At 62.9% G+C, this 13,229-nt stretch carries 11 protein-coding genes, 1 tRNA gene and 1 pseudogene; 8 read left to right on the top strand and 5 right to left on the bottom strand.

From position 1 onward, the window contains the following. The first annotated feature begins 6 nt into the window (after positions 1-6). The 3 genes from EDC35_RS15130 (at position 7) to EDC35_RS15120 (ending at position 2,258) form a co-directional block, all read left to right on the top strand. Entirely contained in the window at positions 7-1,125 is a 1,119-nt protein-coding gene (locus EDC35_RS15130; RefSeq protein ID WP_132978088.1) for a cysteine protease StiP family protein, read from the top strand. Next, positions 1,118-1,987, top strand: a complete 870-nt coding sequence (locus tag EDC35_RS15125) for an HpcH/HpaI aldolase/citrate lyase family protein (protein WP_132978087.1) — start codon at positions 1,118-1,120, stop codon at positions 1,985-1,987. Before EDC35_RS15130 ends, EDC35_RS15125 begins: the two co-directional genes overlap by 8 nt. A 186-nt stretch (positions 1,988-2,173) precedes the next feature. Further along, positions 2,174-2,258 (top strand) — tRNA-Leu (locus EDC35_RS15120). A gap of 71 nt (positions 2,259-2,329) precedes the next feature. Here EDC35_RS15120 and cysM read toward each other — a convergent pair. After that, positions 2,330-3,220, bottom strand: coding sequence for a cysteine synthase CysM (gene cysM, locus EDC35_RS15115; RefSeq protein ID WP_132978126.1), 891 nt, complete (start codon positions 3,218-3,220; stop codon positions 2,330-2,332). Positions 3,221-3,404: 184 nt separating this feature from the next. Then, entirely contained in the window at positions 3,405-4,226 is an 822-nt protein-coding gene (locus tag EDC35_RS15110; RefSeq protein WP_165903452.1) for a TOBE domain-containing protein, read from the bottom strand. Between the two features lie 297 nt (positions 4,227-4,523). On the opposite strand from EDC35_RS15110, the gene yajC reads away from it, so the two are divergent. The 3 genes from yajC (at position 4,524) to secF (ending at position 7,902) form a co-directional block, all read left to right on the top strand. Then, on the top strand, positions 4,524-4,856 hold the full coding sequence (yajC, locus tag EDC35_RS15105) for a preprotein translocase subunit YajC (protein WP_132978086.1): 333 nt from the start codon (positions 4,524-4,526) through the stop codon (positions 4,854-4,856). Between the two features lie 242 nt (positions 4,857-5,098). Further along, entirely contained in the window at positions 5,099-6,955 is a 1,857-nt protein-coding gene (secD, locus tag EDC35_RS15100; RefSeq protein ID WP_132978085.1) for a protein translocase subunit SecD, read from the top strand. 11 nt (positions 6,956-6,966) lie between these two features. Then, positions 6,967-7,902 (top strand): protein translocase subunit SecF, encoded by a 936-nt coding sequence (secF, locus tag EDC35_RS15095; RefSeq protein ID WP_132978084.1) that lies wholly within the window; start codon positions 6,967-6,969, stop codon positions 7,900-7,902. 165 nt (positions 7,903-8,067) lie between these two features. Here the strand turns inward: secF and EDC35_RS15090 are convergent, their stop codons facing one another. The 3 genes and pseudogenes from EDC35_RS15090 to EDC35_RS15080 all read right to left on the bottom strand — a co-directional run bounded on the left by EDC35_RS15090 (position 8,068) and on the right by EDC35_RS15080 (position 10,040). Beyond that, positions 8,068-9,195, bottom strand: coding sequence for an NAD(P)/FAD-dependent oxidoreductase (locus EDC35_RS15090; RefSeq protein WP_132978083.1), 1,128 nt, complete (start codon positions 9,193-9,195; stop codon positions 8,068-8,070). Positions 9,196-9,241: 46 nt separating this feature from the next. Beyond that, positions 9,242-9,412: pseudogene (locus tag EDC35_RS15085) on the bottom strand (PD-(D/E)XK nuclease family protein); the annotation flags it as partial. A gap of 1 nt (position 9,413) precedes the next feature. Continuing rightward, positions 9,414-10,040, bottom strand: a complete 627-nt coding sequence (locus EDC35_RS15080; RefSeq protein WP_132978081.1) for an arylesterase — start codon at positions 10,038-10,040, stop codon at positions 9,414-9,416. Between EDC35_RS15080 and EDC35_RS15075 the strand changes: the two genes are divergently transcribed. Next, the gene (locus EDC35_RS15075) at positions 10,039-10,719 is read left to right on the top strand and encodes an ABC transporter ATP-binding protein (protein ID WP_132978080.1); all 681 of its coding nucleotides are present in this window, start codon (positions 10,039-10,041) and stop codon (positions 10,717-10,719) included. The two genes, EDC35_RS15080 and EDC35_RS15075, sit on opposite strands and share 2 nt — an antisense overlap. Further along, positions 10,716-13,211, top strand: a complete 2,496-nt coding sequence (locus EDC35_RS15070) for an ABC transporter permease (protein ID WP_132978079.1) — start codon at positions 10,716-10,718, stop codon at positions 13,209-13,211. The genes EDC35_RS15075 and EDC35_RS15070 overlap by 4 nt, the downstream gene beginning before the upstream one ends. Positions 13,212-13,229: the final 18 nt, after the last annotated feature.

Raw genomic sequence — 13,229 nt, 5'->3', positions numbered from 1 at the left:
CGCCTCATGACCCTGCTCAACCAGCCCTCAGGTATCGAAACCTTCTCCGGCAGCTACCGCCCGCAGGATGTCCGCTTTCTGCTCAAACCCATCGACCTCGCTCCGGTCGAGGTGGCCGAGAAAGAGCGCCTGATCCAAAGCGGTCAGCACCATTACAGCGAAATGCTGAGTCCTGAGTCCCTCCCCTCGCCACGCTATCTGGCCGTCTTTCAGCAGGCATTTGCGATGGGACGCCGTCGCATGGCGCAAGGCATTCTCGATCTCGCCGCTATCATCGCGGCACGACGACCGCACGGGATCACGCTGGTCTCGCTGGCGCGGGCCGGCACGCCCGTCGGGGTGCTGCTCAAGCACGTTCTGACCGAGGTTTTTGGCCGTGACCCGGCGCACTATTCCATCTCCATCATCCGTGACCGGGGCATCGACACCAACGCGCTGCGTTTCATCCTCAGTCAGGCGGGACAGGATCCGGCGGGACTGGTGTTCGTCGATGGCTGGACCGGCAAAGGCGTCATCGCCCGCGAACTGAGACAGGCGCTCGATAACTTCCGGCAGAATCATGGGGTCAGCCTGGATGCCAGTCTCTTCGCCCTCACTGATCTGGCCGGGGCCGGCGTCGCACCCTCGGATGAGGATTATCTGATCCCGTCAAGCATCCTCAACGCCACGATCTCGGGACTGGTCAGCCGCTCCGTTCTCAATGATCAGACCGGCCCCAACGATTTCCACGGCTGCGTTTATTACGAGGAATTCGCCCCGGCGGATCGCTCGGTCTGGTTCGTCGAAGTGCTGCTCCGCGAGGTACGGGCGCTGCTCGCCGAGGGTTACGCGCCCTGCCCCTTGCCGGTCGATCCGGCCCCGGCACAAAGACGCTCGGCAGATCTGCTCACCAGCATTCGCGACACCTTTGGGATCGACAACCCGAACTTCATCAAACCCGGCATCGGCGAAGCCACCCGCGTCCTGTTGCGTCGGCTGCCCGAGCGCGTCATCATCTGCGACACAGAGGCTCCAGAGGTCGCCCATCTCTTGCAGTTGGCGCACGAAAAAGGAGTCCAATGGCAGGTCGATTCCGACCTTCCCTATCATGCCGTGTCGCTCATCCAGGGGCTTTCAGATGCTTAACGCCTACCGTCTTGGCGGATCGCTCTATGTGCCAGCCAGCCATCGGGACATCCTGCGCATTGCCAACGGCGCCAGGTGGCCGGCGCTGCGCTCGGTCATCTTCTGCACCGAGGACGCCGTCGCCCACTCCGCGCTCGAATCCAGCCTGGAGAATCTGCGCCGCTGTCTTGAACACATGGAACCACGTCCGACGCTCCTGCGCTTCGTGCGGGTGCGCAATCCCGAGATACTCGCCAGGCTGCTGGACCTGCCCGGCATCGAGAAGCTCGATGGCTTCGTCTTCCCCAAATTCGATCTGCACAACGCCGACCACTACATGGGACTGCTGGCAGGCACACCGCATCTCTGCATGCCGACCCTGGAAACGCGCGATGTCTTCGAGCCAGCGCGCATGATCGCGCTGCGCGACCGTCTGATCGAGCGTGGCTATCAGGAGCGGATCCTGGCCCTGCGTATCGGCGGCAACGATCTGCTGTCATTGCTTGGCATCCGTCGCCCGCGCGACCGCACGCTCTACCGCACCCCGCTGGGTCAGACCGTCGCGCAACTGGTGACCATCTTCAAACCGCACGGCTTCCAGCTCACCGCCCCGGTCTTCGAGCACATCGACTGCCCGAATATCCTGCGCGAGGAACTGGCCGAGGACATTGCTCACGGACTCTGCGGCAAAACAGCGATCCACCCCAGCCAGATCGCGCTCATCGAGTCCGGTTTCCGCCTCTCGCCGACCGACATTGAGGACGCCCACCGCATCCTGGTCGATGACCGGGCGGTCTTCCAGTTCAATGGGTCCATGTGCGAACTGGCCACCCACAGCACCTGGGCCCGGCACATCCTCGAACGCACCTCACTGGAATCCTGATCCTCGTGACAGGGTTCCGATCTGCCCCAACTGAATGCATACGGCCCACCATCATCGAGCAATCGAACCGGAAAGGGTTCCGCACGCCGTCTTGAATTCGGAACCGACGGCAGTTAACCTGTCGATCCGTTTTCGCGACAAGCCGCCATGCGGGCAATAAACCATCGCAAGACGCCAGTCTCTTCCGCCCGGATGGCGAAATTGGTAGACGCAAGGGACTTAAAATCCCTCGACTTCGGTCGTGCCGGTTCGACCCCGGCTCCGGGCACCACACGAAACAGCAGCACCCGCCGCCGCCTCTCAACTCCAAACTTAGAGGCGAGAGGGACGTTTCCCTCTCAGTTATCCCGGAAACACCCCGGTGGAGAGATAGCGGTCGCCCCGGTCACAGATGATGACGACGATCACCGCCCCGCTGACCTCGGCTGAGAGCCGCCGCGCCGCCGCCACCGCACCACCGGATGAGATTCCGGCAAAGATACCCTCGCGGGCGGCAAGCTCCCGGGCGGTCTGCTCGGCCAGCGCCTGCGAAACGTCCAGAATGCGATCAACCCCGGCCGGGTCATAGATCTGCGGCAGATAGGCCTCCGGCCAGCGGCGGATGCCGGGGATGTTGGAGCCCTCCTCCGGCTGCACGCCAAGAATCCGGATCGCCGGATTCTGTTCCTTCAGATAACGTCCGGTACCCATGATGGTGCCAGTGGTGCCCATGGCGCTCACGAAATGCGTGACACGCCCCTGGGTATCGCGCCAGATCTCGGGGCCGGTGGTCTCATAATGGGCGGCGGGATTATCGGGATTGGAGAACTGATCGAGTCGGAATCCCTCCCCTCGCGCCTCCATCGCACTGGCCAGATCAATTGCCGCCTCCATGCCCCCCGCTTTGGGCGTCAGGACGATGTCGGCGCCAAAGCCCTTCATGACGCCACGGCGTTCCTCGCTCATGTGCTCGGGCATGACGAGCCGCATGCGGTAGCCCTTGATGGCCGCCGCCATCGCCAGCGCAATCCCGGTGTTGCCGCTGGTGGCTTCGATCAGCGTATCGCCGGGCCGGATAACGCCGCGCTCCTCGGCGCGCCGGATCATGTGCAGCGCCGGACGATCCTTGACCGAACCAGCCGGATTGTTGCCTTCGAGCTTGGCCAGGATCAGGTTGTCGGTCGTGCCTGGCAGATGTTGCAGACGTACCAGCGGGGTGTTACCGACGCAGTTCTCGATGGTTGGATGGGGGATGGAATTCACTCGCTCGTCTCGTCATGAAGCGCCGCATGGCGGCGAGGGGATGAGCATGATGATTGAGCGCCAAACCGATTTCCAGCCCCTCTGCGCCAGAAGCATTCTGTGGAATCGGCATGACAGGGATCAAGTCATCACGGCTGACAACAGGACGCCACGTCCGCTCCGCTGGCTGCCGGGATCAATCCTGCACCGCCAGGATGACGTGCGACGCCTTGATCAGTGCACAGACGCGCCCGCCTTCGTTCAACTCCAGCGTCCGGGCACTCTCAATGGTGACGACGGCGGTCAGACGCGCGCCGCCGTCGAGCGCCAGCACCACTTCGGTATTGACCGCACCCTCGCTGATGCGCTCGATGCTGCCGCACAGCCGGTTGCGGGCCGACGTCCTGAGTCCGGCCTCATCCGTGGCAAGGATGACGAACGAAGCCTTGATGAGTGCGAACGCCTCGACACCGACTGCCAGCCCCAGGGCCTGAACGCTTTCATTGGTGACGATGGCGATCAATGACGCACCATTGATGTCGAGTCTGACCTCGGCATTGACAGCGCCGGGCGTGATGGCCGAAACCACCCCGCGCAGATGGTTTCTGGCACTGACTTTCATATTCAAGACCCCTAACAGATTGTGAAAGCGATCAAAATCCTTGATGCGCCGGCTGAGCCCCGCAAGGAAGCGGCGATGTTCCTGCTCGGCGGCCTCGAACACGGCGATCAGGCGTCGCCCGTCGTCGGTGAGCTCCGTGCCGCCCCCATGACGCCCGCCGACCTGGCGTCGAACCAGTGGTTGCGCCGACAGATTGTTCATGGCATCAACCGCATCCCAGGCCTGCTTGTAAGACATGCTCATGGATTTTGCCGCCTGCGAGATCGAGCCGGTCTCACCGATACGGCGCAGCAGATCGATCCGCCCGTGACCCACGAAACGCTGATGATCGAGGTCGAGCCTGAGCGTGCCGCTGGTTTCCAGCGTTTGATCAGGTGGATCGGTGATGTTCCGCATGCCTTCGTCTCCGGCAGATTCATTCTGTTTTTAAAGATATGACGGCACCCGAACGAGCGCAATCGCAGGGCGAAATCGAAATTGCTGCGTCAGAGACATGTCGCGACGCAGGTGTGCTGGCCGGTTGAGGATGTGTCTTTGACCCTGGACCTGGAGCGATAAGGATCGACCATTCTGGACGCCGCTGTGCGATAATTCGCAGCCATCTTTTTTCGAGGTTGTTTCGGCGGCAGCCGCTTCAACCCGCCTCACCCAACCTGATCCCGATCCGGGATCCACAGACGATAGGGAACCGATATGAGCCTTTTCATCTCCGATGCACTCGCCCAGGGCGAAGCCGCCGCTTCCGCTGGCGATCCCTTCATGGCCCTGCTGCCACTGGTGCTGTTCGCCGTCATCTTTTATTTCCTGCTGATCCGTCCACAGGCCAAGCGCCAGAAGGAACACCGCAAGATGGTGGAGTCGCTGGCCAAGGGCGATGAGATCATCAACGCAGGCGGCATCGCCGGGCGCATCGCCGACTTGGGCGAGAATTTCGTCCTGGTCGAGATCGCCGATGGCGTGCAGATCAAGGTCCGGCGCGCGGCGGTCGAATCCGTGCTGCCCAAGGGTACCCTCAAGGATCTCTGAATCGCCTCCAGCACTCGTGCGACAGTGCAGACGTTCCGAGCGTCTCCGATCATTGTCGTTGTCGTAATCGAAGACTCGCAGGCCGACAACGACAACGAACAGCCTCGGGATTCTAAGGTGCTGCACCAGGCCGCATCGTCAACGCTGATGCGGCCTAAGTGGCAGACACCGATGCCTGGCGGCTTGACCGGCCCCCGTCCTCCCATGCTCTGGCGATCAGCCAGGTTGAGATTGAAACTGCAATGAACCGATATCCCCTGTGGAAGAATCTGCTCATCCTGGGCGTGATCCTGGCCAGCCTCGTGCTGGCCTGGCCGAATCTCTACTCCCAGGATCCATCGATCGAGATCACCGCCGCGCGCGGCACCGAAATCGGCGAGACCAGTCTTGGCGAGGTACGCGCCGTGCTGGAAAATGCCGGTGCGCCCGTCAAGGGTATCGAGTTGCAGGAGGGCGGCAAACTCCTGGCTCGTTTCGCGAATGCAGGCGATCAGCTCAAGGCGCAGGATGTCATCGAGAACACCCTGTCGAAAAGCTACCATACGGCGCTCACCCAATCGGCTGATCTGCCCGGCTGGATGCGTGCGCTGGGTCTCAAGCCCATGAACCTGGGGCTGGATCTGCGCGGCGGTATTCATGTCGTCATCGACGTGGACATGGACGCGGCGCTGGACCAGGCGCTGGAACGCTACATCGGCGACATCCGCACCCAGTTGCGCGATGACAAGATCCGCTACCAGACCGCGACCCGCGAAGGCGGATCCATCCTGATCAAATTCAACGACGCTGAAAGCCGTGATGCAGGCGACAAGGTGCTGCGACGCGAGTTTCGCGATCTGCAACTCCAGGTCAGCCAGGACAACAATCAGTTCGCCATCCAGGCCAACCTGCCACCTGCCGAGCAGAAGCGCATCAAGGATTTCGCGCTGGAGCAGAACATCACCACCCTGCGCAATCGCGTCAATGCCCTGGGCGTTGCCGAACCCAGCATTGCCCGTCAGGGCGAGCGGCGGATCGTGGTGCAGTTGCCGGGCGCGCAGGATCCGGGACGTTTGAAAGAGATTCTCGGCGCGACCGCCACCCTCGAATATCGCCTGGTCGATACCGAGCACAGCGCCGCCGAAGCCGTGGCGGGACGAGTGCCGGTCGGCAGCAAGCTCTATTACGAACGCGACGGCAAGCCGATCCTGCTCAAGCGCCGGGTCATCGTTACCGGCGATCAGATCACCGACGCCTCGTCCGGCTTCGACAGCCAGAGTGGCACGCCGGCGGTCTTCGTCAACCTCGACGGCCCCGGCGCGCGGCGGATGCGCGACGTGACAACCGAGAACGTCGGCAAGCCGATGGCGGTGGTCTTCATCGAGAACCGCACCACGACCGAACTGGTGAACGGCAAACCGGTCAAGACCACCCGCAAGGTGGAAGAGGTCATCAGCGTTGCCTCCATCCGCGAGCCCTTCGGTCGCCGTTTCCAGACCACCGGGCTCGACAGCAGCAACGAAGCCCACAATACCGCCCTGCTGCTGCGCTCGGGCGCGCTGGCGGCGCCGATCCAGATCGTCGAGGAACGCACCATCGGCCCCAGCCTGGGTCAGGACAATATCGATCAGGGTATTTTGTCCGTGCTCATCGGCATGGCCCTGGTCGTGCTCTTCATGGGCTATTACTACCGCGCCTTCGGCATGATCGCCAATCTGGTACTGGTGCTGAATCTGGTGATGATCGTGGCCGTCCTCGGCATGCTCGGCGCTACGCTGACCATGCCGGGTATCGCTGGCATGGTCCTGACGGTCGGTATGGCGGTGGACGCCAACGTGCTGATCTTCGAGCGGATTCGCGAAGAATTGAATAATGGCAGTTCGCCTCAGGCAAGTATCGCCGCTGGCTTCAATAAAGCCTTTTCGACCATCGTCGATGCCAACGTCACCACCCTGATTGCCGCCCTCATGCTGTTCAGTTTCGGCACCGGGCCGGTCAAGGGCTTTGCCGTCACCCTGTCGATCGGCTTGATCACGTCCATGTTCACTGCCATCACCTGTAGCCGCGCACTCATCAATCGGATGTATGGCGGCAAGCGGTTGAAGACCCTGCCTGTCTGAGAGAAACCATCATGCGCGTCATCAAACTTCCCCATTTCAACTTTCTGTCGCAGCGTCGCAAAGCGATGGTGTTTTCCGCCGTGCTCATGGTTGTGAGCCTGCTCTCGCTGGCAGTGCAGGGGCTCAATCTCGGTCTGGACTTCACCGGCGGCACCCTGATCGAAATCAGCTACAAGGAATCGGCCGACCTTGGTGAAGTCCGCGCGGCGCTGACTCAGGGTGGATTCGTCAATGTGATGGTCCAGCAATTCGGGACGCCACGCGATGTGCTCCTGCGCATTCCGCCAGAGGGCGATGTGAACGACAATGAACTGAGCCAGCGCGTGCTCAAGGCATTAAATGCCGCTGCGCCTGATCAGGTGGAATTGCGGCGGGTCGAGTTCGTCGGGCCGCAGGTAGGCAAGGAACTGGCGGATCAGAGCGGACTGGCGGTCCTCTTCTCGCTTATTGGTATCCTTTTCTATGTTGCGTTGCGCTTCGAGTGGCGCTTCTCGGTCGGGGCCGTGGCCGCCACCATGCATGATGCTATTGTCGTCATGGGCGTCTTTTCGGTCTTTCGACTTGATTTCGATCTCACCGTGCTGGCGGCCGTGCTGACGGTCATCGGTTATTCGCTCAATGACACCATCGTGGTCTTCGACCGGGTGCGCGAGAATTTCCGCAAGATGCGCAAAGGCGCGGTGGTAGAGATCATGGACCAGTCGGTGAATGAAACCATGTCCCGTACCATCATCACCGCTGGCACCGTGCTGCTGGTCGTGGTCGCACTTTATCTGTTCGGTGGCGCCACCCTGCAAGGATTCTCGCTGGCACTCATCATTGGCGTCGTTTTCGGCACTTATTCCACCATCTATGTCGCGACCGCTGCCGCCGTTGTGCTCGGCGTGAGCCGCGCCGACCTGCTCAAGGTACCCAAGGAAGGCGCGGGGGCCGACAGTCTCCCTTGATGGTTGCATAGCGGCCATCCTGGATATAGACAGGATTAACAGGATTTTCCAGGATGGACAGGATTTTTCAAGGTATTGTTTTTAATCCTGTTAATCCTGAATCATCCTGTTAATCCTGTCCCATTGACAGAATTTCAGGCGGCTAAACACTCTCCTGAAAAGCGCCTAACGAAACCGCCGCAGATACTGCCACTCGAAGAAGCGTTTCAGCCAGTGGAAGAGGCGCAGCGATGGCAGCACGACATTATATTTCCGGTTGCGCGCCACCAGCATGCCGCTGTCGTTGGTATCGACGATACAGATGAGTTCCACCCTGAAGGTCTTGCCGGGCGCGCGTCCGGCAAGCTCCGCCAGCAGATTGCGGGCGGCGGTGCGCGCCTGGAGATCCGCCATGTGCGCCTGCTTGGGCATCCAGTCCGGCCCCGGAAAACTGCCCGAATCACCCGCGACATAGACCCGCTCGAAGCCGGGCACCCGGCAGTGCGCATCACCCTGGAGCAGACCGCCCGTCGAGCGCGGCAGATCGGTCTGATCGAACCAGGCGTTCCCCGTCAGACCCGGCATGAAAAGGATCAGATCGGCGTCAAACTCGCCGCCCTCGGTCGTCACCCTGCTCGCTGAGAAACCCTTGAGCTTGTGACCCAGATGTGTCGCGATCCCGCGCCGTTTCATCTCGGCCAGCAGTGCATCGACCGCCTTGGGACCGAGCCGGTTGCCGGGACGCTCGGCGGGTGTGAAGAAGGTCAGGTTGAACCGGTCGCGCCGTCCCTCACTGCGCAGCTGGCTGTCCATCCCGAACAGGAACTCGAAGATCGGCCCCCCACGCATGGAACTCGGCTCGTTGGGATTGCCGGCGAAGCCCATGGCGATACTGCCGCCATCCATCGCCCGCACGCGATCCCGAATGGCCTTGGCCGCTTCGATGCCCTCACAAGGCGTGATGGCATGCTCGATGCCGGGCAGCTTTTTAATGAACCGCCCGCCACTGGCGATGATGAGTCCGTCATTCTCAACGGGACCGGCAGTGGTCTCCAGGATGCGTCCATCCTGACTCAAGCCGGTGGCCTCAGCGGCGAAATGGGTGACGCGCATACGTTGGAAAAACGGCGTCAGATCGATCCGCAGATCGTCGCCGGTGCGTAACCCGCAGGGCACCCAGATGAGTCCGGGGTAATACACGAATTCAGCCTTCGCACTGACAACAGTGATTTCCAGGCTGGCGCTGGATCGGCGCAGGGTCTGGATGGCGGTCAGGGCAGCGAAGCCGGAACCGACGATGGTGATGCGATGCATAGCGACTCCATGGATGGCGGGCGACGCCCGATGACTCAAAACAGACTTACAATGCCTCGACCTCAATCGAATCGCCATAGATTTCGATCCCCAGCCGTTCCGCCAGCTTCGCGGCGCGGGCATCGATCATGGGCGAGATCACGATCAGTCGGCTGGCCTGACGCCCATGCCGACGCTTGTAAAACTCAAAGATATACATGCCCGCCTTATCGACGGACTCAATTCATCGCCTCTGGTGCGATTTCCAGAAGCGGCGCCAGCGCCGGCCACACATTCTCCAGAATCCGTTCCTGCGCCTCAGCGGTCGGATGCAGCCCATCCTCCTGCATCAGATTCCAGTGCTCGCCCACGTCTTGGAGCAGATCCGGAACCAGCGGCACCTTCAGCGTCTCGCTCAGGTTCTGAAACACGGCTTGAAAACCCTGGTTGTAAGCCGCACCGTAGTTGGGCGGCAGACGCACCCCAACCAACAGAACCCGGCTGCCCTGTTCGCGTCCCAGACGAATGAGCGCGCTCAGATTGTCGCGGATAACCGGATAATCGAACCCCCGCAGACCATCATTGGCGCCCAGCTCGATGATCAGCAGATCAGGCCGATGCTGCGCCAGCAATGACGGCAGCCGCGTCAGCCCGCCAGCGGTCGTCTCGCCAGAGACGCTGGCATTGACCACCTGGTACGCCAAACCGCGCTGTTGCAAACGCTCGTCGAGCAGCCAGACCCAGCCGGCTTCGCGAGCGATGCCATACCCGGCGCTCAGGCTGTCGCCGAGCACCAGAATCACCGGTGGCTGCGCCAGGATGGTGGCGGGCCACAAGAGGATATTGATCAGGAGTAGACGGAGCATGTCAGCACCCACGGCTCAGGCCGTCTCGCAAGCGATTGGATTAGGCAAGCATGTTAACGGTCCGGCTGGTGGCTTGACCATCCTCGCCGGTCTGGATCTGGAGATCGGAGCCGGCGAGGCCGTCGCCATTCTCGGCGCCTCCGGCTCAGGCAAATCGACCCTGCTCGGACTGCTGGCCGGTCTGGACGACGCGACTGCCGGCGAGGTCTGGCTGTGCGGGCAACGGATCGCAGACCTGGACGAGGACGGGCGCGCCGAGCTGCGCAGCGGGCGGGTTGGGTTCGTGTTCCAGAACTTCCAGTTGCTGCCGACCCTGACCGCGCGCGAGAACATCCTGCTGCCGCTGGAGCTGACCGGCACCGCTGGCGCCGTACGCCGCGCCGATGAGGCGCTGGAACGGGTCGGTCTGACCGCACGCGCCGGACACTATCCGCGCCAGCTTTCAGGCGGCGAACAGCAGCGGGTCGCCATCGCCCGTGCCTATGCGCCGCGTCCCGCCGTGCTCTTTGCCGACGAGCCGACCGGCAATCTCGATCAGGTCACGGGCGAACACATCATCGACCTGCTGCTCGATCTGCGCCGGGACGCTGGCGCGGCGCTGGTGCTGGTCACGCACGATCTGCGTCTGGCCGAACGCTGCGACCGCCGGCTGGCGATGGAGAACGGGCGTTTAAAATGACAACCCAACCCTGGCGCATCACCCTGCGACTGCTGCGGCAGGACTGGCGCAGCGGCGAACTTTATCTCCTGTCCGCTGCGCTCATCCTGACTGTGGCATCCATCACGGCGGTGGGCTTTTTCACCGACCGCGTCGAGGCGACGATGGATCGTCAGGGCAGCGAGCTCATCGCCGCCGATCTCGCGGTCGAGTCGTCTTCGTCGCTTCCCGATACCTTTCAGGCCGAGTCTGACCGAATGGGTCTGGTCAGCGCGCGCACGCTGGAATTTCGCAGTGTCGTGGTTGCCGACCGGGGACCGCAACTGGTGCAGATCAAGGCCGTCGATCCCGCCTATCCGCTGCGCGGTCAGTTGCGCTTACGCGATGGTTTCGACAGCCCGGATCGCACTATCGCCGCCGGGCCGCCAGCGGGCGAGGTCTGGGTCGAATCGCGTCTGCTGCGCCTGCTCGACATCGGGATCGGTGATCCGCTCGGCGTCGGCGATACGCAACTGCGGATCGGCGCCATCCTGAGCGACGAGCCGGCGCAGGGCGGCGGCTTCTTCAATCTCGCCCCGCGCGTGCTGATGAACCGCACCGATCTGGAGGCGACGCAGCTCATCGGCCCCGCCAGCCGCGTAACGCATCGACTCCTGCTGGCTGGCGATGCGCGAACCATCGCCGACATCAAGCCCTGGCTGACCGCGCGTCTGCCGCCCAATGCCTCGCTGGTCGATGCCCGCGAGGCCCGGCCCGAGTTTGCTGCGGCGGTGGATCGTGCCGCGCGTTTTCTCCGGCTGGCGACCCTGGTGACACTCCTGGTGGCGGGCGCCGCCATCGCGCTCGCCAGTCATCGTCTGGTGGAGCGCCAGACCGACGCCGTGGCCGTCATGCGCTGTCTGGGCGCGCCGCGACACCTGTTGATGCGGGTCTTCGTCCTGCGGCTGGTGCTCTTCGGTTTGATCGCCAGCCTGCTCGGCTGTCTGCTCGGCTGGCTCGGTCAGGCCGGACTGGTCGCCGCGCTCTCGGGCTGGTTCCCGTCCGATCTCCCGTCGCCATCGCTCGCGCCCATCCTGGTCGGTGTCGCTACCGGGATGATTGCGCTGCTCGGCTTCGCGGTGCCGCCACTGGTGCAACTGGCGAAGGTGTCGCCGCTGCGCGCGCTGCGGCGCGATCTGGGGACACCCCGCACCTCAGCCGCGCTGACGCTGGCCGCCGCCGGTTTGGCGCTGTCGCTGTTGATTTTCTGGCAGGCCGATAACTTCGCGCTGGCCTGGAAACTGCTGGCCGGCGTGCTCGGTGCACTGGTCAGCCTGATCGGTGCGGTCCTGCTGCTGGTGCGGCTTGCGGGCGGACTGGCCGGGCGCAGCCGGGGTGTCTGGCGGCTCGGTCTGGCCGCACTGGCGCGGCGTCCGAGCGGCGCGGTGCTCCAGATCGCAGGCTTCGGGATCGGCATCCTGGCCCTGCTGCTGCTCGCCGTGGTGCGCGTCGATCTGCTGCGCGCCTGGCAGGACAGCCTGCCGGTCAATGCGCCCAATTATTTCCTCATCAACATCCAGCCGCATGAAGTCGAGCCGCTGCGGGCATTTCTGCGCGAACGGGATATTGATGAGAACGAACTCTATCCGATGATCCGGGGGCGTTTGATCCGCATCGCCGGGCGCGAGGTGAAACCGACCGAGTACGAGAACCCGCGCGCCGAGCGGCTCGCCACCCGCGAGTTCAATCTCAGCTATGGCGAGAAACCCCAGCCGGACAACCGCATCGTCGCCGGTGACTGGTGGCCGGACGCCAAGGCGCCGCCACAGTTCTCGGTCGAGCAGGGGATCGCCGAAACGCTCGGCATCAAGCTGGGCGACGAGCTGGTGTTCTGGGTCTCGGGACATGAGGTCAGCGGTCCGGTGACCAGTCTGCGCGAGGTCAAGTGGGACAGCTTCAACGTCAATTTCTTCGTCAGCGCCTCGCCCGCGCTGCTTGGCAACGAGCCGGCAACCTTCATCACCAGCTTCCATCTGTCCGCCGACCGCGAGTCGGTCATCCCCGAACTGACGCGGCGCTTTCCGAGCGTGACCCCACTCGATGTGGACGCCATCCTGAAACAGGTGCGACAGGTGATCGACCGGGGCGTGCTGGCGGTGGAATATGTCTTTCTCTTTACCCTGATTGCGGGGCTGCTGGTGATGTACGCAGGGATTCAGGCGAGCCTGGAAGACCGGCGGGTCGAGCATGGCATCCTGCGCACCCTGGGTGCCGGACGCCGGGCGCTTCTCAGCAGTCTGGCGGTCGAGTTCACAGCGGCGGGTCTGTTGGCAGGGTTGCTGGCGTCGGTCTTTGCCGAGACCACCGGCTGGCTGCTGGCCGAGCAGTTATTCGAGCTGGAATTCAGTTTCAACCCGACGCTGTGGCTGATCGGTGTGTTTGGTTCGGGGTTATTGATCGGGCTGGCGGGGACACTGGCCACCTATCCGCTACTGATCCGCCCACCGTTGCAGACGCTGCGGCGGGCGGGATAGCAATCAACCGGGCGGATC

It is taken from the genome of Thiobaca trueperi (assembly GCF_004342175.1).
Classification (GTDB): Bacteria; Pseudomonadota; Gammaproteobacteria; order Chromatiales; family Chromatiaceae; genus Thiobaca; species Thiobaca trueperi.
Note: the sequence above shows the minus strand (reverse complement) of the source record. Positions and strands in the feature narration are given on the sequence as shown.

Excerpts from the sequence above, each read along its gene's own strand:
- EDC35_RS15130 (WP_132978088.1), top strand. The coding sequence starts at position 7 with ATGACCCTGCTCAACCAGCCCTCAGGTATCGAAACCTTCTCCGGCAGC.
- EDC35_RS15125 (WP_132978087.1), top strand. The coding sequence starts at position 1,118 with ATGCTTAACGCCTACCGTCTTGGCGGATCGCTCTATGTGCCAGCCAGC.
- EDC35_RS15110 (WP_165903452.1), bottom strand. The coding sequence starts at position 4,226 with ATGCGGAACATCACCGATCCACCTGATCAAACGCTGGAAACCAGCGGC.
- yajC (WP_132978086.1), top strand. The coding sequence starts at position 4,524 with ATGAGCCTTTTCATCTCCGATGCACTCGCCCAGGGCGAAGCCGCCGCT.
- secD (WP_132978085.1), top strand. The coding sequence starts at position 5,099 with ATGAACCGATATCCCCTGTGGAAGAATCTGCTCATCCTGGGCGTGATC.
- secF (WP_132978084.1), top strand. The coding sequence starts at position 6,967 with ATGCGCGTCATCAAACTTCCCCATTTCAACTTTCTGTCGCAGCGTCGC.
- EDC35_RS15090 (WP_132978083.1), bottom strand. The coding sequence starts at position 9,195 with ATGCATCGCATCACCATCGTCGGTTCCGGCTTCGCTGCCCTGACCGCC.
- EDC35_RS15075 (WP_132978080.1), top strand. The coding sequence starts at position 10,039 with ATGTCAGCACCCACGGCTCAGGCCGTCTCGCAAGCGATTGGATTAGGC.
- EDC35_RS15080 (WP_132978081.1), bottom strand. The coding sequence starts at position 10,040 with ATGCTCCGTCTACTCCTGATCAATATCCTCTTGTGGCCCGCCACCATC.
- EDC35_RS15070 (WP_132978079.1), top strand. The coding sequence starts at position 10,716 with ATGACAACCCAACCCTGGCGCATCACCCTGCGACTGCTGCGGCAGGAC.